The sequence below is a fragment of the Devriesea agamarum genome (assembly GCF_900070355.1).
GTDB lineage: Bacteria > Actinomycetota > Actinomycetes > Actinomycetales > Dermabacteraceae > Devriesea > Devriesea agamarum.
In genome coordinates this window covers 176,025-202,546 of record NZ_LN849456.1, presented here as the reverse complement: position 1 = coordinate 202,546, position 26,522 = coordinate 176,025, and the positions used below count along the sequence as shown (strand labels likewise).

General features: G+C 59.1%; 16 protein-coding genes, 3 rRNA genes and 1 pseudogene. 2 read left to right on the top strand and 18 right to left on the bottom strand.

Annotated features, from left to right (window positions below; genetic code table 11):
• Nucleotide 1: 1 nt before the first annotated feature.
• From steA to BN1724_RS00810, 11 genes are all read right to left on the bottom strand, one after another.
• On the bottom strand, nt 2–1,180 hold the full coding sequence (gene steA / locus BN1724_RS00870) for a putative cytokinetic ring protein SteA (protein ID WP_058233857.1): 1,179 nt from the start codon (nt 1,178–1,180) through the stop codon (nt 2–4).
• Nucleotides 1,177–3,018 carry a DNA repair protein RecN gene (locus BN1724_RS13020; protein WP_058233856.1) on the bottom strand — a complete coding sequence of 614 codons (1,842 nt, stop codon included), beginning with the start codon at nt 3,016–3,018 and terminating at the stop codon, nt 1,177–1,179. Before BN1724_RS13020 ends, steA begins: the two co-directional genes overlap by 4 nt.
• Complete coding sequence (locus BN1724_RS00860) at nt 3,018–3,959, bottom strand: NAD kinase (RefSeq protein ID WP_058233855.1); 942 nt, start codon at nt 3,957–3,959, stop codon at nt 3,018–3,020. The genes BN1724_RS13020 and BN1724_RS00860 overlap by 1 nt, the downstream gene beginning before the upstream one ends.
• Nucleotides 3,956–4,810 carry a TlyA family RNA methyltransferase gene (locus BN1724_RS00855; protein ID WP_084252632.1) on the bottom strand — a complete coding sequence of 285 codons (855 nt, stop codon included), beginning with the start codon at nt 4,808–4,810 and terminating at the stop codon, nt 3,956–3,958. The genes BN1724_RS00860 and BN1724_RS00855 overlap by 4 nt, the downstream gene beginning before the upstream one ends.
• A 31-nt stretch (nt 4,811–4,841) precedes the next feature.
• Nucleotides 4,842–5,897, bottom strand: a complete 1,056-nt coding sequence (locus BN1724_RS00850) for an HAD-IIA family hydrolase (RefSeq protein WP_058233854.1) — start codon at nt 5,895–5,897, stop codon at nt 4,842–4,844.
• The gene (locus BN1724_RS12780) at nt 5,894–8,551 is read right to left on the bottom strand and encodes a hypothetical protein (RefSeq protein ID WP_157085699.1); all 2,658 of its coding nucleotides are present in this window, start codon (nt 8,549–8,551) and stop codon (nt 5,894–5,896) included. The genes BN1724_RS00850 and BN1724_RS12780 overlap by 4 nt, the downstream gene beginning before the upstream one ends.
• Nucleotides 8,548–9,228, bottom strand: coding sequence for a hypothetical protein (locus BN1724_RS00830; protein WP_157085698.1), 681 nt, complete (start codon nt 9,226–9,228; stop codon nt 8,548–8,550). The genes BN1724_RS12780 and BN1724_RS00830 overlap by 4 nt, the downstream gene beginning before the upstream one ends.
• Before the next feature lie 918 nt (nt 9,229–10,146).
• A 5S ribosomal RNA gene (gene rrf, locus BN1724_RS00825) occupies nt 10,147–10,263 on the bottom strand.
• A 113-nt stretch (nt 10,264–10,376) separates the two neighbouring features.
• Nucleotides 10,377–13,440 (bottom strand): 23S ribosomal RNA (locus tag BN1724_RS00820).
• A 362-nt stretch (nt 13,441–13,802) separates the two neighbouring features.
• Nucleotides 13,803–15,320, bottom strand: a 16S ribosomal RNA gene (locus tag BN1724_RS00815).
• The 16S, 23S and 5S rRNA genes sit together here, the layout of an rRNA operon.
• 524 nt (nt 15,321–15,844) lie before the next feature.
• A complete protein-coding gene (locus tag BN1724_RS00810) occupies nt 15,845–16,543 on the bottom strand; it encodes a demethylmenaquinone methyltransferase (RefSeq protein WP_058233849.1) in 699 nt (232 codons plus the stop codon).
• 152 nt (nt 16,544–16,695) lie between these two features.
• Between BN1724_RS00810 and serC the strand changes: the two genes are divergently transcribed.
• On the top strand, nt 16,696–17,904 hold the full coding sequence (gene serC / locus BN1724_RS00805; RefSeq protein WP_058233848.1) for a phosphoserine transaminase: 1,209 nt from the start codon (nt 16,696–16,698) through the stop codon (nt 17,902–17,904).
• A gap of 143 nt (nt 17,905–18,047) precedes the next feature.
• On the opposite strand, the pseudogene nagB reads toward serC, so the two are convergent.
• From nagB to BN1724_RS00770, 7 genes and pseudogenes are all read right to left on the bottom strand, one after another.
• Nucleotides 18,048–18,826: pseudogene (gene nagB, locus BN1724_RS00800) on the bottom strand (glucosamine-6-phosphate deaminase).
• A gap of 463 nt (nt 18,827–19,289) precedes the next feature.
• Nucleotides 19,290–20,639, bottom strand: coding sequence for an NAD(P)/FAD-dependent oxidoreductase (locus BN1724_RS00795; RefSeq protein ID WP_058233847.1), 1,350 nt, complete (start codon nt 20,637–20,639; stop codon nt 19,290–19,292).
• 106 nt (nt 20,640–20,745) lie between these two features.
• Nucleotides 20,746–21,759 carry a Ppx/GppA phosphatase family protein gene (locus BN1724_RS00790; protein ID WP_058235640.1) on the bottom strand — a complete coding sequence of 338 codons (1,014 nt, stop codon included), beginning with the start codon at nt 21,757–21,759 and terminating at the stop codon, nt 20,746–20,748.
• A 17-nt stretch (nt 21,760–21,776) separates the two neighbouring features.
• The gene (locus BN1724_RS00785) at nt 21,777–22,280 is read right to left on the bottom strand and encodes a DUF501 domain-containing protein (RefSeq protein WP_084253062.1); all 504 of its coding nucleotides are present in this window, start codon (nt 22,278–22,280) and stop codon (nt 21,777–21,779) included.
• A 56-nt stretch (nt 22,281–22,336) separates the two neighbouring features.
• Complete coding sequence (locus BN1724_RS12430) at nt 22,337–22,990, bottom strand: FtsB family cell division protein (RefSeq protein ID WP_084252631.1); 654 nt, start codon at nt 22,988–22,990, stop codon at nt 22,337–22,339.
• 4 nt (nt 22,991–22,994) lie between these two features.
• Nucleotides 22,995–24,278, bottom strand: coding sequence for a phosphopyruvate hydratase (gene eno / locus BN1724_RS00775; RefSeq protein ID WP_058233845.1), 1,284 nt, complete (start codon nt 24,276–24,278; stop codon nt 22,995–22,997).
• A gap of 167 nt (nt 24,279–24,445) precedes the next feature.
• Nucleotides 24,446–25,687 carry an MFS transporter gene (locus BN1724_RS00770; RefSeq protein ID WP_058233844.1) on the bottom strand — a complete coding sequence of 414 codons (1,242 nt, stop codon included), beginning with the start codon at nt 25,685–25,687 and terminating at the stop codon, nt 24,446–24,448.
• A gap of 313 nt (nt 25,688–26,000) precedes the next feature.
• Here BN1724_RS00770 and BN1724_RS00765 point away from each other — a divergent pair, with 313 nt between their 5' ends.
• Complete coding sequence (locus BN1724_RS00765; RefSeq protein ID WP_058233843.1) at nt 26,001–26,417, top strand: GNAT family N-acetyltransferase; 417 nt, start codon at nt 26,001–26,003, stop codon at nt 26,415–26,417.
• Nucleotides 26,418–26,522 lie beyond the last annotated feature (105 nt).

Below are 26,522 nucleotides of genomic sequence, written 5' to 3'. Positions count from 1 at the left end.
ATTAGACCTCCAATGAGGAGTTGATGTGTGCAGCGAACAGAGACGTAAAGAAATTGACGATGTCATCTACCCGGGCGCCCAGAATCTGGAACAGAGCCTGCCCTCCCGGGGTGGACCATAGCGCCACGAGCAGTGCCAAAAGCCCCGCGAGGGCGAGCATCGTCAGCTGCGCCGTCGAGATTCGCTGACGATACAGACGGGATACTCCTTTAGCGTCCACCAGTTTGGAGCCTACCCTCAGACGCGTCAGGAACGTCGAGGACATTCCCGCCCGCCCCTTGTCGAGGAATTCTACGAGTGTGCCGTGGGTGCCGACCGCGACAATAACGGTCGCGCCTTTTTCGTCAGCGAGCAACATGGCGATGTCTTCGCTGGTTCCCGACGCGGGGAAGATAACCGCCTGCTCAGCAACCCCGAGGCTTTCTAAGCGCTCGAGTCCCGGCGCCCGTCCGTCCCGGTAGGCGTGAACAATGAGTTCTGCGCCGGAGGCAAGAGTGCGATCAGAAACCGAATCCATGTCTCCGATAATCATGTCGACCCGGTAACCGGCTTCCACCACAGCATCGGCGCCGCCATCGACCCCGATCACCACAGGGCGGTTTTCCCGGATGTACGAGCGCAGCGCGTGGAGATCTTCTTTGTAGTGGTAACCGCGCACCACGATAAGAACTTGCCGCCCTTTGAGCGGGGTACGGATATCCGGGACACCAACTCCGTCGAGTAAAAGATCCCGTTCTTTGAGCATGTAGGACATGGTGTTCTCGGCAAAAAGCTCAAGCTGATGGTTGAGGCCAGCCCGAGCATCTTCCATAGCCTGCTCAACGTCCTGTAGGTCCATGACGGTGCCACTGGCAATCGGGGTGTCATCGACCAGCACAGTCTGTCCGTTAATGTCCACGGTGGCGCCATCGGGGATAGCTGTCATCACGTCTGGTCCGAGGTGATCGAGCAGGAGGATCCCTGCATCAACCAGAATCTTCGGGCCGAGGTTGGGGTAGCGGCCGGAGATCGAACGGGACGCGTTTAATACCGCAGTGGGGGCGCGTTCTACCAGTGCCTCGGCGGCAACCCGGTCGAGGTCTTCGTGGTCGATCACCACAATGTCACCCGCCGCCACCCGTGAGGTGAGGTCTTTGGTGCGACGGCCGACTCGGGCCACACCCCGCACAGCCACGGTCATGCTGTGGCCTCCTGCAAGAGCTCGCGCGCATGGGTCAGTGCCGCATCGGAGGCAGCATCCCCAGCGAGCATCCGGGCGAGCTCCTCGACCCGTTCCTCGGTGCTTAGGGGTTCGACGGTGGATGCGGTGTGCTCACCAGCCGAATGCTTAACAATGCGCAGGTGGGTATCAGCGAATGCCGCCACCTGCGGAAGGTGGGTGACGACGATGACCTGGGCGTGATGAGCGAGTCTGGCGAGTCTTTCCCCCACAGCGCGGCCTGCTCGTCCACCGATTCCGGCGTCGATTTCGTCAAATACAAACACCGGCATCTGGTGACCGTCTCGGTGCGCTGCTCCGGCGAGCGCCACTTCCATAGCGAGCATGACTCGGGATAGCTCGCCACCGGAAGCCGCTGCCGACACCGGCATCGCCTCGCTTCCTGGATGCGGGGCGAGTAAAAGCGTTACCGTATCGCGCCCATGCTCACGCACTGGTCCTTCGTCCACGGCGATGGTGACTTTAGCGTCGGGCATCAGCAGCATCGCTAACTCATCTTGGATAGCCGTTGCTAACCGGTCGGCAGCGTCCCGACGCACATCGTGCAGCTCCCCACCAATGCGATCTAGTTCTTCTCGCGTGGCATCGAGATCAGCGTTGACCCGTTCAAGGTCTTTATCCGCGTCATCCAAGGTGGCGAGCTCGATAGCGGCATCGCCGGACGCGGCGAGCAGTGAGTCAAGGTCGGAGCTGCCGCCGAACAGTGGTCCAAGGTCGCGCACGAGCACGGATAGATCGTGCAGCCGTTCGTTGACGTCATCCAGTCGCCCCGGAGATGCCTCCACGTCCTCGCCCAAACGCCGCACCGTCGAGGCGAGGTCAGATACCTCAACACGCATACTTTCGAGACGGTCGGCGATGTCGATGAAGGCCTCATCCATCTGGGCCGCTGCCCGAGCGCGGTCAACCGCCTGGTCGACATGGCTTGCAATGCATGGGCCGTCATCGGCAACCAGAAGATCAGCGACAAGGGCGGCGTCGGCAGTCAGGTCCACCGCATGGGTCAGCCTACGTGCTTCGCGTTCGAGGTCAGCCACTTCACCGGGCACCGCACCGATTTTTTCCATCCGGTCGAGAGCTGACCTCAAGATGGCGCTTCTGTCGGCTCGGCGTGCCATAACGTCCTCGAGTCGAGCGCGTTCAGAGCTGAGTGCTCGCAACCGCTGATGGGCCGCCGCATGGTTTTTACGCAGCTGAAGAGCACTGGGCCCCGCGTAGGCGTCGAGTAGGTCTCGTTGCTGGTCAGCATCTCGCAGCCGCATTTGGTCAGCCTGACCATGGAGGGTAACCAACCCGTTGAGAAGGGTGCCGAGCGTGGCGACTGGTGCGGATGCACCGCCAATATGGGCTCGGGATCGCCCTTCGCGCGTGACGCGTCGAGATACCAGGAGTTCATCGTCGTCGAGCTGAGCCCCGAGTTCGTCCAACCACTGCATAAGCGCCATGCCGTTCAGTGACGATTGCCCGCCCTGTGCCTCGACGTTCTCGGCCTGTGATGTAGGTTGCTCAGCCTTCGCTGCCGATGGGTCAGTTGGCGTTGACGATGGTTCAGCTTTCGTTGACGATGGCTCGGCCTGGGGCGTGAGCGCCGCTGCATCCAGGCGGATTCTGCCTTCTACGCTGCTGCCGCCACGCATTCGGCGGCCATCGAGACGCGCACCCAGCAGCATGGCAAGACCGGTGACGATCATGGTCTTTCCCGCGCCTGTTTCACCGGTGAGCGCTGTAAACCCCGGACCAAACTCGAGTGTGGCATCGTCTATAACTCCGATGCCACGGATTCTGAGGGACGCAAGCATTAGGTCCCCTCCGCGATCCGCCCTCGCCAACCCGCTACCGGCAGTTTGAACTTTGACACGAGGCGGTCAGCAAATGGCTTAGGACTTAGACGGACGAGGCGTACCGGCACATCAGAAATCTTGGTTTCGACCCGGGTGCCGTTGCAGATGGGGATGCTTCGGCGCCCGTCCAAGGTGAGCATGGCACCGGTGGTGTTGTCGTCGGTGAGCTCAACGGCTGCCTGGGAGGAACGGCCGAGCACCAGGGGTCGAGCAAACAGCGCATGTGCAGCCAACGGAACCACAACGAACGCATCGACATCCGGCCAGATCACGGGCCCTCCGGCAGAGAAGGCGTACGCGGTCGATCCGGTAGAGGTGGACAGTAAAACACCGTCGCAGTTAAAGGAGCTGACGGGACGGCCATCGATTTCGAGCACGACGCTGACCATTTTTTGCCGGTCAGCTTTTTCAAGCGCGGCCTCGTTCAGCGCCCATTCCGTCCTGACAGTCCCCCCACGATCAAACACCTGCACATCTAGGGTGGTGCGGGTTTCGATTTCGTAGGCTCCGTCGATCATTCGTCGTACAGTCTCACGGAGGTCTTTCACTTCGCTTTCGGCGAGGAACCCGACATGGCCGAGGTTAACGCCGTGCACGGGAATATCAGCACGCCGCACCACTTCGAGCGCACGCAAAATCGTGCCGTCCCCGCCGAGCACAATCGCGAGCTCCACGAGGTCAGAGGCGTGGGGAGCGGTCACCACGTCGATGGTGCCGTCCTCAAGAGCTTCGCGCAGACCGGACAGCTGTAAGCCACAGCATGCTTCTCTAATATCGTCAGCCTGGGTGTCAATCAAAATGGGCTGGATCTGGCGGGCTTGCATTTCTGCGACGACCGTCGCCATCGCCCGCAGTGCGGCTTCCCGACCCGTGTGGGCATACAGCAGAAAACGCCTCACCGCACTTCTCCCCTTCTCAACCCGTCGTCCAGGATGTCAACCGGTCTCCGACCGAAGACCACATCGGTGATCATGTCATACCGAGCCGACATTCGAGGGTAACCCGCTTCACTGTGCATAGTGGGCTCGATGAGGTGAAGAAAGAACTCTCGGTTCCCGTCCTGCCCGGGAAGCGGGCTGCTTCCGATGCCGTGCATGTGCAGTCCAACGCTCTCTGCTGCATGCACCACTGCGGTGACTGCTTCGCATTGCCGTTGCGGATCTGTGACGACACCGGTGCGACCGATGCTTTCCCGCCCCACTTCAAATTGCGGTTTGACCATCAAGAGGAGATCTGCACCGGGTGCGCAGAGATTTGTCAACGGCTTAAGTACTAGCGTCAATGAGATGAAAGATAGGTCGGCGACCACCAGTGACACCAATTCTCCGAGCGAATCCTGGTGAAGGCCCCGGATATTGATACCGTCGTGCACCACGACCCGAGTATCGGCGCGCACCCTAGGATCGAGCTGATCGTGTCCTATGTCGATAGCATGAATACGCCGGGCTCCACGCCGCAGGAGAACATCAGTGAAACCTCCGGTGGAGGCTCCAGCATCGGCGCACACGCGGCCCGACGGATCGACGTGAAACAGCTCGAGTGCTCCAAGAAGCTTGTGCGCGCCGCGAGAGGCGTACTCAATTCCGTCCGGAACATCGACCACGTCTAGCACGGATCCAGGTGCCACCTTCGTGCTTGCGCGAGTGATGACGGCTCCATCCACCCGCACCCGCCCTTCGGCAAGGATCTGCTGGGCATGGCTGCGCGACCGCGCATAGCCCTGCTCCGCGAGGGCTTTATCTAGTCTCATGCCCGATCCCACCTCATGGTGTCAAGATCACCTAGTTTCCGTGAAAAGCCGTCACCTCGCGCCCCTGGGCATCCACGAGCCGACCGACAAACGCACGGTGGGGGAACTGGCTGGCAATTAAGGCGAGGGTGGCACGCGCAGTTGACATACCCGGAACCGGTTCAGAAGCTGATCCCTGCGCTGGGTAAAAATCGGCCCCACTGAGTTCAATGGTGTGCTCATCGACGAGGAGTGCTGAGGCGGCTCCGCACACCGCCCTATTCTCCGTGACCACCGGGCGCGGAATCGCGGTATGCAGCTCATCGAGGGTTTGGATGAGGTGGGTAGGCCGTTGAATAGGCAGGGCATATAAGGCGTCGAGAATGGTCGATACCCCGGTGAGCGTTAGGGCAGAATCCATGTCTGCCCGCTGGCCACCCTCAATATCGGTGTCGAGTCGGTCCCCGACGATCAGCGGTGAACGGGCGCCGCATCGTGAGGCCGCCACCCGGAAAATCTCAGGTTGCGGCTTGCCCGCGACAATCGGATCTTTACCGGTGGCTGCTCGCAGCGCAGCCACCAGGGAACCATTACCGGGCGCCATTCCCCGTTCGGTTGGCAAAGTGAGGTCGGTGTTGGTAGCGACATAGGACGCTCCGGCCCCAATCGCGTAGGCACCTTCGGCAAGCTGCGCCCAATCGACGTCGGCGGACCAGCCTTGCACTACCGCGACCGGCTGCTCATCGGCACTGCGCACGGGAACCAGTCCGGCAGCGGACAGTTCGCTAGCGAGCGAGTCACCACCGATCACCAGCACTCGCGCCCCGTCGCCGTGCTGTTCACGCAAAATGTGAACGGCAACCTGTGGCGAGGAGGTCACTTCATCAGGGGTACCGATCACGCCAACCGTTTCTAGGTGGGCGATTACCTGATCAGGGGTGCGAGAGGCATTGTTTGTGACGAATGCAATGTGTCGGCCAGCCTCTCGGGCTTTAGCAACTCCGCTCGCTGCGCCGTCGATGGGCCGCGATCCATGCATCACGCATCCGTCGAGGTCCAGGAGCAGGGCGTCGTATTCCGTAAGGATCGGGAGCGACTGAGCTTTCATGCATCCATCTCCTTGCGCTGTTGCACGGCCTGAGGACCGGGGCTAGGGGGCTCCTGGGCTGCTTCCAGACCATCGGCTACGTCGTGACGATTGTGTAGCGAGGTCGTGTGATCACCGTCTGAAGGGCCGTTGTCCGCGTTCATGATGTCATGGTGATCTGAGCTACCCGCCGCATCATCCTGGGACTTTGTAGCGGCGGCTTCAGAGATATCGTCGGGGGCAACCTCGTCGCGGGCGACGGCAGCATGTACCTCGGCCTTGGCTTCAGCAGCAGCTTCGACCTCGGCGTCAGCCTCAACTTTGGCTTCGGCTTCGGCTTCGGCTTCGGGCGCATCTTGATCCGACAAGTCCTTCTCGGCCTCTCCGCATCCGTCCTCATCGAGATGATGAGGTTCATCAGCGGAAGCGTTTTCTTCAGCTTCGACGTAGTCGGGGGTATGGGCGTCCGTCACCTCGCCGTCTGAGGCGTTCTCTTTGTCACAGATTTCGGCATCCGACATATCCTCGTCCGACAAAGAGCGTCCGGTGATGTCCTCTTCTTCCAGCGTCTCACCGTCTAAAGACACATCTTCTGATGCCTTATCCGTGGCCTCAACCTGCGAAGGCTCGTCTTCCGATGCCGAGTCTTCTGGGGTTTCGTCGACCTCCGAGGCTTCAGCGTGGGAAGAGGTGTCCTCCAAACCCTCGTCTTCCGCGCAGTCATCCTCCGTCGGTTCATCCTCGTAGACGTCGAGGACCGATATCCGCTCGTCGTCCAGCCACGGAACATCCGGAATTTCGGGGGCAGGGCGGCCTAGTTGGACGGCGGCATCGGTCAGCCCATCGGTGTCCGCATCAGCCGCGAGGGTGAGCCATTTGTGCGCTTCATCGTGCCGACCTGCGACCTTCAATAATTTCGCGTAGGCAACCCAAAGTCGCACTTTCCACTGTCCATCGACTTTATGGCGCAGCGCGGGCACCTCAAGCGTTTTCAACGCTGTTTCGAGGTCACCCATGTCCGCATATGCTCCCGCCACGACGACAAGCAGCTCGATCGTGGCATCCGCATCCAGCTTTTCCGCGCCGTCAGATGCCGCAACGTCTAAAGCGCGTTCGGGTCGCCCCAAACCTCGCTCGCAGTCCGCGATCATAGGGGTGAGGTCATGCCGTCCGGTGATCCGAACCGCGGTGCGCAGTTCTTTCAGCGCAGCGCTGTATTCACCCAGTTGATAGCAGACAATGCCATGCATTTCTCGCACAGCGCCCACGCGCCCCGCCAGACGGGTCGCAAACTGTGAATGCTGGAAAGCCTCCTCGAATTTGCCGTCGGCAAGGTACATGGAGGTCGCCACCAGGTGCCGACTAACCCGTTCCGAGGTTTCTTTGCTCAATGCCCTCAGCTCGCCGCGGATAACACCGTCGAGCTCCCGACCGGTAATCGCCTCATCAACAAGTGGTTCATCCGGACGTGCCATCCGACGTCGCTGACCCGGCCTGCTCTGCGAGGAGTCATCGCGGAATCGGCCTCGACGGTTATCTTCGCTTCGATCTCGGTACCGATCACGACCGTCCTGGTCGTCTCTGCCATGCGAGCGGCCCGATCCCCAGGGACGGTCCGATCTCTGGGTGCGGTCCGAACCGCGCGAATAACCTGAACCACGCGAGCGATCCGAGTCATGCGAATAATCCGACCCTCGAGATGGACGATCCGATCCGCGGACGCCATCAGATCCATGCGAGTGATCAGGCCTTCGAGACAGATGAGCCGTTCCACGCGAGCGATCCGACCAGCGCTCTCGTGAGTCATGTCTAAACTCGCGAGATTTTGATTCCTGATCGTCCTGAGAGTGCTTCACATCGCGGTCATCGCCATGTCGGGTGTCATCCGGTGAGGATGCCTCGGAACTACTTGTGGCCCCGTCATTTTGCGAGGGTGAGGTGACAGCGCTCTCATTCTGCGCGGTTTTATCGGGTTGATCGACCCGTTGAACCGGCTTATCGGCTCCCTGAGGTGACTCTTCAGAGGTATACGCCTCGTCGGAGTTGCTAGCTGAATTAGGCCGCTCAGAGAAACGCTGATCTTTCGACGAAAACCGATCATTCTCGTACGGCGCTTTATCGTGATCTTGATGCGCTGCTCGGTCCGGAGTTGCCGTCCGGTTGTCGCGCCTTGCGGCCCGATCATCACGAGACCGCTTTTCCCAGTCCCGGGCCCCATCTGGACGGGTTTGACGGGCATCAAAGGAACGAGGTCCGGGAGAGTTCTGCTGGGAGCCTTTAGTCCAGGTGCGCCCTGTCTCACGGTCACGGAATCCTCCTCGCGACCGGTCATCATCAGAACGCTGGCCATACCGATTATCACGATCTTGTCGCTTTGAGCGATCCTCCTGGCGGCCACGATCACCGTAGCCGGACCGCTCGCGCCGATCACCGTACGGGCGATCCCATTCACGTCCGCCATACCGCGGACGATCTTCGCCGCTAAAACGACGGTCGTTTTTGCTGCCGTATCGATTCTGTGGGCGCGAGTCATCACGACCCCATTGGCGGTCTCGATATTCCCCACTTCGGGAGTCTTTAGCGAAGTCGCGAGTTTTCCCGGCACGGAAAGAACGACCGTTCTGTCGATCCGAGTCTCGCCAGGAGCCTCGTCGATCCCCTCGTTCGTTATTCACATCACGATGAGATCGGGGGCTCTGCGACGAGTCATGATTCCAACCCCGTGCGAAACCATGCCCCTCACCGCGGGTTCGTTCAGAACGTCCATACCGTTCTGTGCGCTCACCGCGATCATTCCGGTACGTATTTTGGTTCCGATCGCCGCGAGACTGTTCAAAGTCTCGTTTCTCGCCCGAGTAGCGACGGTCATCGCGACGATAGCTAGAGTCTGAACGCGATGATGAGTCTCGGCGATCATTGGCCCAGTTGTGGTTACGGGATTCGTTTTTGGGGCCATCATCTGCCCCATACCTGGAATTCCCGAACCGGTTATTGTGCTGGGTTCCCCGCTCCCCCGAACGTCCTCGACGGTCGTACGAACCACTGCGGCGGTCGTATGAGGAATCTCCGCGATATGATCCCCGCTGGTCCCGGCCATAACCGCGATCATTTCGATCCGATGAACGCCCTTCATTCCTGTTTCCAGGGTCGGAATATCGACGGTCCCGATTGCCTTGGCCTCGTTCATCACGGCTGGACCAGGTGCGGCGCTCCTTTGATTCTTCACCCGCAAACGATCCTTTACGACCGCGGTAGTCATCACGTCCGCCGCGTTTTTGATCACCCGCTCGCCAACCGTCGCGGTCGTTATTCCGATAGGGTTTTCCTGATCGTTGAGGGTGTCTCGACCCAAGGTCGCCTTGGCCTTTCGACGCGGCTGCGTCGTGGTCGTACGTCACGTGTCCTCCCCCGTGGCCTACTGGCCAACCTTTTCGCTATTCGAGTCTTTAGTTCAACGCTAAGCCATGTGGGGATGCCCCTAGCACCTTCGCGGCGGTTTGGTGACAGCATTCACCTTGAGGGCGCGATGTGGGCCACGCGAGGACATCTTTGGGGTGTTCTAGGCAACACCTAGGGAACCGAGCGCGAATAGAGATGGATGATCGAGTCGAGCGCGGCTACCTGCGCATCGCGATCTGACGCCTGTGCGTCGACGTGCGGCAGATCGCTATATGCCGTGCGCTATGTCCTGAGTCCTGGGTGCTGGGTACTGGGTGCTGGGTGCTGGGTGCTGGGTGCTGGGTGCCATTGTTTGACGCGGTACCGAACCACCGGAGCCTGGGCTCAATCGAGGCTGACCTGGATGCACTATCGCGACCCAAGTGGACGCACTATCGAGACCGAAGAGAACGTACTGTGCGATTACGGGAAAACTGGAGGACGACGTATAGTCCGAGCGAGGTCGATCACGCAGGATTGATGTGAAGGTGTAATTGGCCTAACCGTGTAGAGATCGTTGCTCTGCGGCTATTTAGACCTATTTTCAGATATTCACATCTAGCTTTGCGCCGTGCGTATTGTGTCTGCAGGAAATAGGGCTACTGGAGCGACAGCGCCCACCCCTATTCGATGTAAAGCAATAAAAAACCGCACCTCAGATCATGAGATGCGGTCGATTACCAGAGAGCTCGCGTTGAAACAGCACACTTGTGGCTTTTAGGCCGGTGTGTGAGGGTGTCTCCACCCCCACACCCCACACAAAAAGAAAAGGAGCATGAAGCACAAAACCCTCTCCAGGATCCCACACCCCACACCCCTCCCCAAAAAAGAAGTCCGGCGGCTACCTACTCTCCCACACCCTCCCGAGTGCAGTACCATCGGCGCAATCAGGCTTAGCTACCGGGTTCGGAATGGAACCGGGCGTTTCCCCAACGCTATGACCGCCGTAACACTATACACAACCACACCCCACCACCAACCCACAGGCCAGCAACCAGGAAGTGCAATCCAAGAACCACACAGCAGACGCGAACACACAACAACCACACAACACCAAGAAAAGCTCATAAGCCATCGGCCCATTAGTACCAGTCAGCTCCACACCTCACGATGCGTCCACACCTGGCCTATCAACCCAGTCATCTACTGGGAGCCTCCCACACAAAGTGCAAGGATATCTCATCTCGAAGCAGGCTTCCCGCTTAGATGCTTTCAGCGGTTATCCCTTCCCAACGTAGCCAACCAGCCATGCCCTTGGCAGAACAACTGGCACACCAGAGGTTAGTCCATCCCGGTCCTCTCGTACTAGGGACAGGCCTTCTCAAATATCCAACGCGCGCAGCGGATAGGGACCGAACTGTCTCACGACGTTCTAAACCCAGCTCGCGTACCGCTTTAATAGGCGAACAGCCTAACCCTTGGGACCTACTCCAGCCCCAGGATGCGACGAGCCGACATCGAGGTGCCAAACCATGCCGTCGATATGAGCTCTTGGGCAAGATCAGCCTGTTATCCCCGGGGTACCTTTTATCCGTTGAGCTACACCCATTCCACAATGAGGTGCAGGATCACTAGTTCCTACTTTCGTACCTGCTCGACACGTCCGTCTCACAGTCAAGCTCCCTTGTGCACTTACACTCAACACCTGATTGCCAACCAGGCTGAGGGAACCTTTGAGCGCCTCCGTTACTCTTTAGGAGGCAACCGCCCCAGTTAAACTACCCATCAGGCACTGTCCCTGATCCGGATCACGGACCGAGGTTAGGAATCCAGAACGACCAGAGTGGTATTTCAACAACGACTCCACACAAACTAGCGTCCATGCTTCTCAGTCTCCCACCTATCCTACACAAGCCGTACCGAACACCAATACCAAACTATAGTAAAGGTCCCGGGGTCTTTCCGTCCTGCTGCGCGTAACGAGCATCTTTACTCGTAATGCAATTTCGCCGAGTTCGCGGTTGAGACAGTGGAGAAGTCGTTACGCCATTCGTGCAGGTCGGAACTTACCCGACAAGGAATTTCGCTACCTTAGGATGGTTATAGTTACCACCGCCGTTTACTGGGGCTTAAATTCTCAGCTTCGACACCCAAAGGCATCTAACCGGTCCTCTTAACCTTCCAGCACCGGGCAGGCGTCAGTCCGTATACAGCGTCTTACGACTTCGCACGGACCTGTGTTTTTAGTAAACAGTCGCTTCTCCCTGGTCTCTGCGGCCCTCACAGCTCTCACTGATCGGGCCCCCCTTCTCCCGAAGTTACGGGGGCATTTTGCCGAGTTCCTTAACCACGATTCTCTCGAACGCCTCGGTATTCTCTACCTGATCACCTGAGTCGGTTTCGGGTACGGGCGGTCCCACTCGTCACGCCGGAGCTTTTCTCGGCAGTCCAGGATCACCCTCCTTCACCCCTACGGGCTCCTCATCACGCCTGACCCCATACGGCACCGCATTACCGGTGCGCGGGCTACACGCTTGAACGGGGACAACCATCGCCCCGCGGAAGCTACCTCTCTGCGTCACTCCACACGCTGACCTACTACACCATCGGTTCCCACGCTCACCCACCACCACACCCCGAAAGGCACAGTGAGGGCTCGGATGGTTAGCATCAAGCGCCTCGGTATGGGTCCTTATGAGACCGGTACGGGAATATCAACCCGTTGTCCATCGACTACGCCTGTCGGCCTCGCCTTAGGTCCCGACTTACCCAGGGCGGATTAACCTGGCCCTGGAACCCTTGATCAATCGGCGGACGGGTTTCTCACCCGTCTTTCGCTACTCATGCCTGCATTCTCACTCGTACGGTCTCCACCACTGGGTTACCCCGCAGCTTCACAGCCCGTACGACGCTCCCCTACCCACCCCACCACAACGGTGGAATGACACAGCTTCGGCGGTGTGCTTGAGCCCCGCTACATTGTCGGCGCAGAATCACTTGACCAGTGAGCTATTACGCACTCTTTCAAGGGTGGCTGCTTCTAAGCCAACCTCCTGGTTGTCTCAGCAACTCCACATCCTTTCCCACTTAGCACACGCTTAGGGGCCTTAGCTGATGTTCTGGGCTGTTTCCCTCTCGACGATGAAGCTTATCCCCCACCGTCTCACTGCTACGCTCTCACGTCCCGGCATTCGGAGTTTGGCTAAGGTCAGTAACCTGGTGGGGCCCATCGCCTATCCAGTGCTCTACCTCCGGAACGAAACACGTAACGCTGCACCTAAATGCATTTCGGGGAGAACCAGCTATCACGAAGTTTGATTGGCCTTTCACCCCTATCCACAGGTCATCCCCTCCATTTTCAACTGAAGTGGGTTCGGGCCTCCACGCGGTCTTACCCGCGCTTCACCCTGCCCATGGATAGATCACTTCGCTTCGGGTCTAGAGCCGGCGACTCCAACGCCCATTTAAGACTCGCTTTCGCTACGGCTACCCCACACGGGTTAACCTCGCCACCGACCACTAACTCGCAGGCTCATTCTTCAAAAGGCACGCCGTCACCCCACAAGGCTCCGACGGATTGTAAGCACACGGTTTCAGGTACTATTTCACTCCCCTCCCGGGGTACTTTTCACCTTTCCCTCACGGTACTAGTCCGCTATCGGTCATGAGGTAGTATTTAGGCTTACCAGGTGGTCCTGGCAGATTCACACCGGATTTCACGAGTCCGGTCCTACTTGGGAACAGCATCACGCCCACTTGCAGTTTCGTCTACGGGGGTCCCACCCTCTACGCCATCGCACTCACCACGACTTCGACTACCACAAGCACACACGTCGACGATCCGGCAGAACCATCCGACACGTCCCACAACCCCACACACGCAACCCCTGCCGGGTATCACACGCACATGGTTTAGCCTCTTCCGCGTTCGCTCGCCACTACTAACGGAATCACTATTGTTTTCTCTTCCTACGGGTACTGAGATGTTTCACTTCCCCGCGTTCCCTCCACACCATCTATATATTCAATGGCAGGTACCAGGCCATCACGCCTGGTGGGTTTCCCCATTCGGACATCCTCGGATCACAGGTCGGTTGTCACCTCCCCGAGGCTTATCGCAGACTCCTACGTCCTTCGTCGGCTCCTCATGCCCAGGCATCCACCGTGTGCCCTTGAAAACTTATGGCAACACTAAAAAATTGTATGACTGGCAAAACATTGCTTTACAAAGATGCTCGCGTCCACTATGTAGTTCTCAAACAACACTCCCACACCCACCACCACACCCACACCGGGGCCCAGCAGCAAGGGGGCACTACCAGAAGAAACCCACCACCCACACCGGGGCGGCACGTGCTCCCTCAAAACCCAATAGTGTGCTTCCACCTGAACCAGACGCTCCCCACCACCTTTCCCCACCATTCACACAGCAGTACTCAGCACCAGAAAACACCCAGCAAGCGCCCATTCATTGATGTTCCACCCATGAGCAACCCCGCCTGCCACAGACGGACAGGAACGAGGCCACCAAACGGTGACGCTCCTTAGAAAGGAGGTGATCCAGCCGCACCTTCCGGTACGGCTACCTTGTTACGACTTAGTCCCAATCACCGATCCCACCTTCGACAGCTCCCCCCACACGGGATGGGCCACTGGCTTCGGGTGTTACCGACTTTCGTGACTTGACGGGCGGTGTGTACAAGGCCCGGGAACGTATTCACCGCAGCATTGCTGATCTGCGATTACTAGCGACTCCGACTTCATGGGGTCGAGTTGCAGACCCCAATCCGAACTGAGACCGGCTTTTTGGGATTCGCTCCACCTCACAGTATCGCAACCCTTTGTACCGGCCATTGTAGCATGCGTGAAGCCCAAGACATAAGGGGCATGATGATTTGACGTCGTCCCCACCTTCCTCCGAGTTGACCCCGGCAGTCTCCCATGAGTCCCCACCCGAAGTGCTGGCAACATGGAACGAGGGTTGCGCTCGTTGCGGGACTTAACCCAACATCTCACGACACGAGCTGACGACAACCATGCACCACCTGTACACCAGTCCAAAGAACACCACATCTCTGCAGTCATCCGGTGTATGTCAAGCCTTGGTAAGGTTCTTCGCGTTGCATCGAATTAATCCGCATGCTCCGCCGCTTGTGCGGGCCCCCGTCAATTCCTTTGAGTTTTAGCCTTGCGACCGTACTCCCCAGGCGGGGCACTTAATGCGTTAGCTACGGCGCGGAAACCGTGGAATGGTCCCCACACCTAGTGCCCAACGTTTACGGCATGGACTACCAGGGTATCTAATCCTGTTCGCTCCCCATGCTTTCGCTTCTCAGCGTCAGTAATGGCCCAGAGACCTGCCTTCGCCATCGGTGTTCCTCCTGATATCTGCGCATTTCACCGCTACACCAGGAATTCCAGTCTCCCCTACCACACTCTAGCCTGCCCGTACCCACCGCACGTCCAGAGTTAAGCCCTGGATTTTCACGGCAGACGCGACAAGCCACCTACAAGCTCTTTACGCCCAATAATTCCGGACAACGCTTGCGCCCTACGTATTACCGCGGCTGCTGGCACGTAGTTAGCCGGCGCTTCTTCTGCAGGTACCGTCACTTTCGCTTCTTCCCTACTGAAAGAGGTTTACAACCCGAAGGCCGTCATCCCTCACGCGGCGTCGCTGCATCAGGCTTGCGCCCATTGTGCAATATTCCCCACTGCTGCCTCCCGTAGGAGTCTGGGCCGTGTCTCAGTCCCAGTGTGGCCGGTCGCCCTCTCAGGCCGGCTACCCGTCATCGCCTTGGTGAGCCATTACCTCACCAACAAACTGATAGGCCGCGAGTCCATCCCCCACCGAAAAACTTTCCACCCCACACCATGCGGCATGAAGTCATATCCGGTATTAGCCCCGATTTCCCGAGGTTATCCCAGAGTAGGGGGCAGGTTACTCACGTGTTACTCACCCGTTCGCCACTAATCCACCCAGCAAGCTAGGCTTCATCGTTCGACTTGCATGTGTTAAGCACGCCGCCAGCGTTCGTCCTGAGCCAGGATCAAACTCTCCATCAAAAAATGAAAACAATCCCGGCAGACAACAAACAACTAGCATCTAGCTGTCCATTAAAAAATGATGTTGACTACCAACAAAAATATTCGGCATCAACAAACAAGCACACTATTGAGATCTCAAACAACACGCGCACTCAAACTTCCGTTCGGTTTCCCGTTCTTCCGTCCGAGGCAACCCTTATAACTTACGCTGTCGAATCTCTCTTGTCAACTCGATCCGGTGTGATCCGCATCTCGCTCTTCGAGGAATCCTATGCGTCCGTTACGCCTTTCAGCAGGTCACGCCGAGATTCCTCTCGTCGCTCCCTCACCGTTTGGCCGGGCACGAGGAATAAATCTACGGGGATCCCTGGGCCCCGTCAAGCCGAAAGCAGGTTTTTCAAGCGTGTTCTGGGCCACAGGGGCTCTCCAGTGGGACTGTTAACGCTCCGAAACCTCCTTTGACCTGCGGAAATTCCGAGAGCATCCTCGCTGGCGCCAGGCATTGGAACCCGCTGAGAGAGCCTCCTTCTCAAAAGACCTCGCTACATAACCCCTACATAGCCCCGGTGAAGGGCAACAATGCCGCCGCTCAAGTTCCGGTATTGGCACCGCTGCAACCCAGCCTCAAGCATCCACTCCCGCAGTTCGGCTTGATTTGGCCACGACATGATCGACTCTGCCAAGTAGTCGTAAGCAGCCGGATTCGACGAAACCAAGCGGGCCACCTTAGGCATGGCCCGAACCAGGTACTCGAAATAGACAGTGCGCCACGGTCGCCAGGTCGGAGTTGAGAATTCACAGATCAGCACTGGACCTCCGGGGCGGACTACCCGGGCCATCTCCGCGAGGGCCGCGCGCGGACGCACCACATTGCGCAAGCCAAAACTGATGGTGACCGCATCAAAACTCGCATCCTCGAACGGGAGAGCCGTGGCGTCGGCCTGAACAAATTCGATGCCGGGGTTGCGACGCCGCCCCTCTTTAATCATTCCGGGAGAAAAATCTGCAGCCACCGCGTCAAACCCAGCAGCACGCAGAGCAGCCGTTGAGGTTCCCGTCCCAGCCGCCAGATCCAACACCCGGGCGCCAGCAGGCAAAGCCAATGCTTGCACCATGCTCCGACGCCATCTCCTGACTTGCCCGACAGCTAAAACGTCGTTCAAGAGGTCGTATCGGGATGCCACCTGGTCAAACATCCGGGCAACATCGAAAGGCCGTTTATCCATGTCCGCACGCATCATGCCCCTGATCTTGTCAGCTTCTGGGCTTCGCGTCACACCGGCAGCAGCCAGGTTATGGACCGGCCATACCGCATCCGACCCGGTGAGCCACAATCAAAACCGGGCACAATCGCCGCTTGCAGCCCCGCAACCATGGCAGGAGAGATAAGACCATGACCCCGTCATTCGATCTAGCAGATCACACGCTGCCCACGATCCCGACGTCCTTGCTCCCCCTCGACGGACGGTTCGGCTCAGGTCCATCCCGAGTCCCCTCAGCACATCTTCAGGCTCTGCTCACCACGCCGTCTGTTCTCGGCACATCCCACCGCCAAAACCCGGTCCGCAGCCTAGTGGGGCGCGTTCGGGCCGGTCTGGCTGAGCTGTTGTCGCTACCGAACGGGTATGAGATCGCCCTTGGCAACGGTGGATCCACTGCCTTTTGGGATATCGCCGCGTGCTCACTCATCTCCCAGCGATCAGCGCATCTGTGTTTTGGCGAGTTCTCCTCAAAGTTCGCCCGCGTCACCGCTGAGGCCCCCTTTCTAGCGGGCCCCATCTGCCACCGTGCAAAACCCGGGCACCTGACCTCCATGCCCTACGAAGCAGATGCCGATGTCTATGCCTGGCCGCACAACGAAACCTCAACCGGCGTCATGTCTGTGGTACAGCGCGTCGAAAAAGCACGTTCTGATCAGCTGGTTTTGATCGATGCCACATCAGCTGCCGGGGGACTCCAGGTGGATCTCAACCAGACCGACGCCTACTACTTCGCCCCTCAAAAGTGCTTCGCATCCGACGGCGGTTTATGGATCGCCGTCCTCTCCCCCGCAGCCATCGAGCGAGCTGAGCGAATCGCGGCCGAGCGCCCGGGGCACGGCAGCGCACGCTGGATTCCTGAGTTCCTATCGCTGACCACCGCGCTGGAAAACTCCCGCAAAAATCAGACGCTCAACACTCCGGCCCTAGCCACGCTCGTTCTTCTAGCCGAACAAATTGACTGGCTTTTATCCAACGGAGGGTTGTCCTGGGCTGCCTCCCGCACCGCAACCACGTCCGGCTTGTTGTACGACTGGGCAGAAGCAAGCACCTACGCCACCCCGTTTGTCAACGAGCCATCTGCGCGCTCGCACGTCGTAGTCACGATCGACCTGAACGACAAGATCGACGCCACACTCGTGGCAAAAACCCTGCGTGCCCACGGCATCGTCGACATTGAGCCCTACCGAAAACTTGGCCGGAATCAGCTGCGGGTTGCCACCTTCCCCGCGACACCTCCCGAAGATATCCGTGCGCTCATCCAATGCATCGACTACGTCGTGAATGCCCTGTACGAGACGGACAACCACTCCCACCCAGATCCGGTCCGCCTCCCCTCGTAGACGACGTACCGGCGCATCACAGCGGTGCCCCGGCCGATTGAGCCGGGGCACCGCTGCGTTGCCTTTTCTGAACCTATTCTGACGCTCTGCTCGATGACGATTCAGCGCATCGCACAGTCACCTCTACAAGGAACCTGTCACCCCTAAAAGGAGCCTTTATTCGCCTGGATAAAGCGGTAGTAGTCCACCGCTTCCAGCTTGCTGGCGGCAGCCTCGTCGATCACCACGGTGGCAAACCGGTGCATCTGCAAAATCGAACCTGGGCAGCGCGCGCTGAGCGGACCTTCCACCATGGCGGCCACCGCTTCCGCCTTGTGTTCACCGGTCGCTGCGAGCACGATGTTCCGAGCATCCATAATGGTTCCAAGCCCCTGGGTAAGAACATGGATTGGGACTTCGGCAGGAGAGTCAAAGAACCGTGCGTTGTCCCTGACCGTCTGCTCTGTGAGGGTCTTAATCCGGGTGCGAGAGGCCAAAGATGAACCCGGCTCGTTGAACCCGATGTGTCCATCGGTTCCAATGCCGAGGATCTGAAGATCGACCCCCCTGCATCGACAATGGACTGGTCATATCGTGCAGCTTCGGTGATCGGATCCTCCGCTTCGCCGTGAGGCGACTGCACGAGCGAGTCCTCAAGATCGACGTGGCTGGTGAAGTTGTCGCGGATGAAGCGGTAATAAGACTGTTCATGGGTGCGCGGCAGACCGATGTACTCGTCGAGCAAAAATGCCCGCACCCCGGCAAAGCTCAACCCCTCCTCACGGTGGCGCCGGATCAGCTCTGCGTAGGTCTTGACCGGTGAGGACCCGGTCGCAAGCCCGAGAGTCAGCCCTTTACCATCCGCTGCCCGAATTGCGGCGTCGAAAATATCCGCAACCGACGCGGCAACAGCCTGCTCGTCTGGGCGAATGATGATCTCCATGTGGAACCTCCTAAACGTCGTATGGCGCAGCTGCGCTCAATATCGCATCCACGGCAGAACAGATCCCACGTCTCCACCGCCATCAGCCACCCGAACTAAGGGTCGTTCATGACTGGGTTAACGTTGAAACAGTCAGAATCTTTCATTCAAGAATACTCTGAAAGCGACGCCGCCGCGACTTCAACCCGGCACCCCACAAGCCCTCACCCTGGTTTCCTTTGGCCTCGAAACCCCAGAAAAACTCAAAGCCCCGGAAAACATCGGCGCAGGAGCGAATCCATGTTCAGCGCTAACTCCACCGTGTCCCATCAGGACCGACGCAAAAACAGCGATGCCCCGGTCTCTAAGAAACCGGGGCATCGCAGTTAACGTTCACAGCCTAGCGCGCACACAGCCCCAAGGATCCACCCATCATCCTTACGTGGCGTGCTAACCAGACCTACTGGCGTATCTGCCAGGCCAATCAACCTTTCTTCGGCGAGGACGCCGACGCCTGCTCGAACGCCGCGCGAGGACGTTCTTGCTGCGGAATAGCGACCACATCGCGGTTGGAGAACAGCTGGGTAATCCAGCCAGCCACCACACCGACCTTCCTGGACAGAGTCGGCATCGCATAGACGTGGTAGGCACGCGCCATCAGCCAAATCGGCAGACCCTTCAGCTCAACCTTACGTTTGCCAAGCATCAAGGTGCCCACGCCCTTGTACCGCCCCAGCGTGGCCATCACACCGAGATTCCGGTGGAAGTAATCCACCAACGGCCGACCCTGAACAGCGCGCGCAATATTGTCTGCGATCACCTTTGCCTGACGCACGGCGTGCTGAGCATTAGGCGGGCAGACCTTGCCCTCACCCGAGGCGAGGTCCGGAACAGTCGTGCAGTCACCACCGGCAAACACACCCTCCAGCGGACCGCTATCACCCTTCACCCGAAGGTCAGGCAGACAGTCCAACCGACCGGTCTGATTCAAGGGCAGATCCGACTGCGCGAGAATCGGGTTGGGCTTAATTCCCGCAGTCCACACGATCAGATCCGATTCAAACTCGTCCCCATCGCTGGTCTGCACCTTGCCATCCACACACGAGTTCAAGAAAGTCTCCAACTTGACCTCGATACCGCGCTCGCGCAGCTGACGCAGCGCGTACTTTCCAAGATCCTCACCGACTTCAGGCAGGATCCGGCCCATCGCTTCAATCAGCACGAAACGAACGTCGGATGCATGCAGGTCCGGGTACAGCTTCAACGCTCCGCGGACCATGTCCTCCGCCTCAGCGATAGCCTCACCCCCAGCGAACCCGCCACCGACGAACGTGAAGGTCAGCAGCCGCTTGCGCAGCTCAGAATCTTTCGTGGACGCAGCCTCGGCCAGGTTGGACAAAATCTTGTCCCGAACCGCCACAGCCTCTTCAACCCATTTGAAGCCGATAGCGTTCTCCGCCAAACCGGGAATAGGCAGCGTACGCGGCACCGAGCCGAGCCCCACCACGAGGTAGTCGTAGACGACGTCGAGGTCCCCGCCCTCAGTTTCGACGACCACGGTTTTGTGCGCGTGCTTAATTTCGCGAACCGCGCCGGTTATGAGCTTGCATCCGCGCAAAACCGTGCGGTGAGACGCGAGAACGTTGCGCGGGTCGATTGCTCCAGCCCCTACCTCAGGCAGGAACGGCTGGTACGTCATGTAAGGGCGTGGGTCGACCACGGTGATAGCGACCTGGGAGCCAAAGTCCTTACGAAGAGACTGGGCTGCCGTCATCCCGACGGCGCCCCCACCAAGGATGAGGACATGCGGCTTCGTGCCGGTGAAATTGGACATGAGTAAAGCCTATGACCGTCCCCGGTTTCGGAACAACTTGTCTTAACCCACGGTCGACCCCTTGCGCCGACACCGGATCCCTCACGTATTGTTCGCGACCTTACCCTCAGTTTTCGCGGTCGAACAGGCTAAGCGCAATGCCGTCGAGGATGTCATGCTCACTCGTGCGCACGGTCGAAAGCCCCGCCTGGGCGCTGAGGCGTTCCAAAATCTTGGCCCAGACCAGCGCACCTGCTCCAATCACGTCGACTCGGCCCGGATGCATGAACCCAAGACCCGCCCGATATTCGCGCGTCGACGTCAGCAAATCGCGACACGCCGCAAGCGCATCCGGGATCTGTAGAACCGCCCCATCAATGTGCGCAGGCTCGTACCGTGTAAGCCCCAGCGCATGCGCGGTGACAGTTGTCACCGAGCCGGCCAGCCCTACCAGCGTCCGCGTCTGCTCGAATGGCACCGCCTCGGCCGCCTGGTCGATCACCGCTTCAATATCTGCAGCCGCTGCCTGAATTTCCTCAGGAGTCGGTGGGTCTGTGCGAAGGTATCGCTCAGCCATCCGTACGCAGCCCATATCGACACTGATGCGATGCGTCGGCTCATCGGTTCCAAGAACAAACTCCGTGGAACCACCACCGATATCGACCACCAGGTACGGCGCCGAAACCTGCGAACCCAGACCGCTTAAAGCACCGCGAAATGACAAAGCTGCTTCCGTGGCGCCGGAGATCACCTCGGGTTCAACGCCGAGGATATTGCGCACCCCGCTCACAAAATCGTCCCGGTTATCTGCATCTCGGGTTGCGGAGGTCGCGACAAATCGAATCTTGCGCACCCCGTGTTCAGTGCACAGGTCGGCATATCGACGGGTGGCATCCAGAGTCCGGGCAATAGCCTGTTCATCGAGTCGACCCGTGCGATCTACTCCGTGACCGAGACGCACAATCTCCATGCGTCGCGCAAGGTCCTGTAGACCACGCGGGGATGTTCCGCGGTCTGCGGGTGCAGCGTCTGAACCCTCTGTATTGCGAGCCGTCGCAATAAGCAGACGAATCGAGTTCGTGCCGCAATCAATAGCGGCTACCGGTGCCCCTACCGCGTGCTTACCCTCACTTTTAACCATATTCGGCTCCACCGTCGTCATCGCTGAACCGTCATCACAGTGCTCCGGGGCTGGGCATCATCGCAGGTACACCGGTCAATGTCTGCGTCGCCGTCGTCAGCAAGTTGCCTGAGCACCAGATCACCGACGGGATTGACCCCTTCACCTTCAGCGAGCGACTGACCGACCACCGCGTGCAGGCACTTCACCCGAGCGGGCATACCGCCCGCGCTGATCCCCTCGATTTCTCTAGCCTCCCCCAGCTCTCCGCGGCGCGCGAGATACCGATCATGGGCGCGTCTATATCCGGCAGCTAAATCCTCATCGTGGGCCAAGCGCTCTGTCAGTTCCGACATCACCCCACCCGCTTCAAGCCGCGAAATGGCCTGCACCATACTCGGTAACGTCAGATACAAACTGGTGGGGAACGGAGTTCCATCGGGCAACCGCGGAACCGTCCTGACGACAGCGGGACAACCGCAGGCACACCGCCGTGCAATCGAATGCACCCCGCGCATTACTCGTCCTAGCTGAACTTTCATCCGGTCATGATCGGCCTGGCTAGCCGGACTCTCATAAGGCAGGGGCGGAAGCTCGCTCACCCGTTTCCTCCCGTTGGGGTCCCCTCTAATGGATCATCCTCAGCCCGGACCGCGCTGGCACCCTCCACCGATTGCCACAGTGTCGAATACCACTCGTCCTTCGAGGCCTCATTGGCTGCTTTTTGTTCCTCGGTCAGGGGGACATTCTTGCCCGAGGAATCAGTCAGACGGTATTGGGTTTCACCCGGCTTGGCATACAGCAAACGCTGCCTCGCCTGGGCTGCGATATAGGCGGGATCATCCCACCTCTTCAGATCGGTGTTGAGCTGCGCCACTTCTTTTTGCTGCTGCTCAACCTTGACCCGCATGGCATCGATCTGCTGACGCTGCGCCACATATTCGTTTAACGAGGGCACCAAGGTCGCAAGTGAGATCACCACAACCACAACCAGAAACAGGGCCCGTTTCGTAAGACCCAAGCCACGACCACCATCATCGCGTCGACGCACCGGATCAGCTCCGGCACGCGACCTGGTCGAAGCCGCCGGTCGCCTGCCTGCCGGGGTCGTCCGAAAACCTTCGTTGCGCCGACCTGACCGGGGCTTTGAGGCTGCTGACTTTTGCCCGGCGCTCTTAGGCGAACGCGCCGAGGCAGAAACAGCGACCGGGCGACCCGCACGTTGCGGGGCGCCCGGTCGTCGTGGAGTCATGCAATCAGGCTACCGTGAAACGCGGGAAGGCTGCCGCACCGGCGTAGCGAGCCGCATCACCCAGCTCCTCCTCAATGCGGATGAGCTGGTTGTACTTGTTGACACGCTCACCGCGAGCCGGAGCACCGGACTTAATCTGTCCACAGTTCACAGCCACCGCGAGGTCAGCGATGGTGGTGTCCTCGGTCTCCCCGGAGCGGTGAGACATCATGCAACGGAACCCGTTGCGGTGAGCGAGATCAACCGCGTCTAGAGTCTCGGTGAGCGAACCAATCTGGTTCACCTTCACCAGCAGGGCGTTGGCTGCGCCGAGCTCGATGCCCTTCGCCAGACGCTCAGGGTTGGTGACGAAGAGGTCGTCGCCCACGATCTGAACCTTCTCACCCAGCTTGGACTCGATGGCTACCCAGCCGTCCCAGTCTTCTTCGTTCAGCGGATCCTCAATCGAGACCAGCGGGTACGCATCGACCAGCTCGCCGTAGTACTCGATCATCTGGTCAGAGGTGCGCTTTTCGCCCTCGAACAGGTACGAGCCATCCTCGTAGAACTCAGATGCCGCAACGTCCAGAGCCAGTGCGATGTCCTTGCCCGGGGTGAATCCGGCCTTTTCAATGGCCTCGACGATCAGGTCAAGAGCTTCACGGTTGGACTCGAGGTTCGGCGCAAAGCCACCCTCATCGCCCAGACCGGTGGCCAGGCCACGCTCATGCAGAACCTTCTTGAGGCTGTGGTAAACCTCAGCGCCCCAGCGCACCGACTCCTTGAATGACGGCGCACCGATCGGGGCAATCATGAATTCCTGAATGTCAACGTTGGAGTCCGCGTGGGACCCACCGTTGAGGATGTTCATCATCGGAACCGGCAGAACGTGGGCGTTGGGGCCACCCACGTAGCGGTACAGCGGCAGTTCAGCCTGGTCCGCCGCAGCCTTCGCAACAGCCAGGGACACACCCAGGATTGCGTTCGCGCCGAGCTTGGCCTTGTTCGGGGTACCGTCCAGCTCGATCAGGGTCTGGTCAATTTCGCGCTGGTCGGCGATGTCGAGACCGAGCAGCTTCGGCTCGATGATTTCACCCACCGCGTCAACGGCTTCTTCTACGCCCTTGCCGAGGTAGCGGGACTTGTCGCCGTCACGCTTCTCAACAGCCTCGAAGGCACCGGTCGATGCGCCGGAGGGAACAGCCGCACGGGCCATCGTGTAGTCGTCGAGGACAACCTCAACCTCTACGGTGGGGTTGCCGCGGGAATCGAGGATCTCGCGAGCGATAACGGCTTCAATTGCTGCCATGGACTTTTTCTCCTTCTGCTGAGGAAACGATGGTCGGTCCGGTCGACACTGACCTGTCCATACTCCAGTGTAGTGGGCTGGGGCGACACCGGGCACGGGATTGGCGGGGACCCTCCCGTTTCGCCTAGAGCCACAGCTTCACCTAGGCACAGCGCTGTGGCGCGCCCTTAGGCCACAGAGCGCGAGAACTCAGCAATCCCCTCCGGTTTAGGAATCTCACCTATTCGGCAACGACGAATAACCACCGTAAGCAGCAGCAGAATCACAACACCTGCGATCACGGTGACAACGCGGTAGCCGAAAAGATCTAGGCCACGTGAAGCGATCCACACGGCGACGGCAGAGATGCCTCCCTCCAGGAGCCCAACCGATGAGAAAACCCGTCCCAACAGTTTGTCGGGGATTATCGAGATTTGAATCGCTCCAACCACGGCGTTTCCAACTGGCAGAAGTAGAAAAGCGGGGATAAAGCATGCGATCCGCAAGCCTGGATGAGTGAATAAGCCCGAGGCCATGGCACAAATTGCGGGTACCGCGAACGCTGCGATGACCAGCCAGCTGCCTCGGATCCTTTTACGTAAAGGAGCAACGAGCACCGACCCGATGAGCGCCCCAGCAGCAGCGCTGGTATCGGCGAGACCCACGATGCCGGGATTCACTCCCCTGCGCACCAGATCTAAACCCGCTACCAAAATGACGCAATTAAAGATCGTGATGATCGGAGTCCCAAAGACCGCGAGAACGAATGAAAACTGATTATTTTTAAGCCAGATCATTCCATCCCAAAAGCCTGCGGTGATGCGCTCTGCCTCTTTTACTGTCGGGGATACGTTTTGCGCTGACGGGGACACGTTGTGCCGGGGAATAAAAAATGTGCAGACGGTTGATATCGCACTAAAAATCACACCCACCGCAAAGGGAAGCCAGTACGAGATGCTGAGCAGCACACCTCCAATCGGCGGTCCCGCCATGCTCAGCGCCGCATCTCGCCCATCCTGCATAGCCATTGCGTTAGGCAAGTCCTTAGCGGACACCACAGAGCGCAACAGCACATTACTGACAGAACCCAGGATCCCTGAACGCAGGCCAAACAACACCGCCAGTGCGAGCCATTGCCATGTCGATGTCGGTAGCCAAAGAACGGCAAGGACGGCGAAGGCGAAAAGCAGGATCCCCGATACACCCCATAGCGCGAGCAGCATCCTCCGATCCCAGCGGTCCTGGAGCCAGCCCCCGACCGGCATGCTGAACGCCCCTGACATGATCGCCAAGGATGCCGACAGGCCCGCCGTGGTGACCGATCCGGTGCTCGCAAGAACAACCACGGGGAAGGCGAATGACCTAATGGCAGACATGGCCTGCCCAGTGGTATCCGCAAGAAACCACGCTGTGTACTTGCGATCCCACATGGCGGTTCCAATCTCTCAACCACAAAAATCATCCCCTACGGTAGTACATCCACTCCTTCCTATTACTCCTTTACGCCCCTGTTGTGCGCCCCTATTGAGGGTGGGGTGCCTGAGCGATACAGGCTTGCATTCTGAAGGACTAAGGAACTGTGAGGCTGAAAATTTGCTCGCGAGAAAAGCATTCGGTTGCGCACACTAAGAACCACCACCTACTTGCCTCAGGAGAACGAAACTTTTATGCCGTCAGATCTGCTGACATTGCACCTTGCGGACGCTGTTCCCGTGACTCCCCCCCCCCAAGGCAGCCCTCCAAGTGCTCACCGCGAACCACATCGACGCCATCGCAGCTGCGTACTTCAAGGCTTATCCACCAGGCATCGCATGCACCACTTTGGCGGGCGCCGTCCAGGAAATCCGCGACACCTTCGCCGGGGAGTACGGGGCTCTTCGCTACGACGCCTCCGCGATAGCGGTAATCAATCACCGCGTGGTCGGGGCCGTACTGGTTGTACACCGTTCAATCTGGGATTCCGACCTACTGGGCCCGTTCATCATTGACCTGTTCGTCGACCCCGCCGCCCGTGGACAGGGCTTGGGCAAAACCTTGCTGCATCACGCGATCAACACGTGTGCCATCGCGGGTGATGAGCAGATCTCACTCCGGATCGGAGACGGCACATCGCTTGCCGCACACGCACTCTATGAGGGTCTGGGGTTTGTTAGGCGCTAACCACCGGTCCTAAACCGGTCAGCATCGCGAATCCGCACGCTGCATGCCTGTACGCCTGTACGCCTGTACGCCTGTACGCCTGTACGCCTGTACGCGTTCCTATCA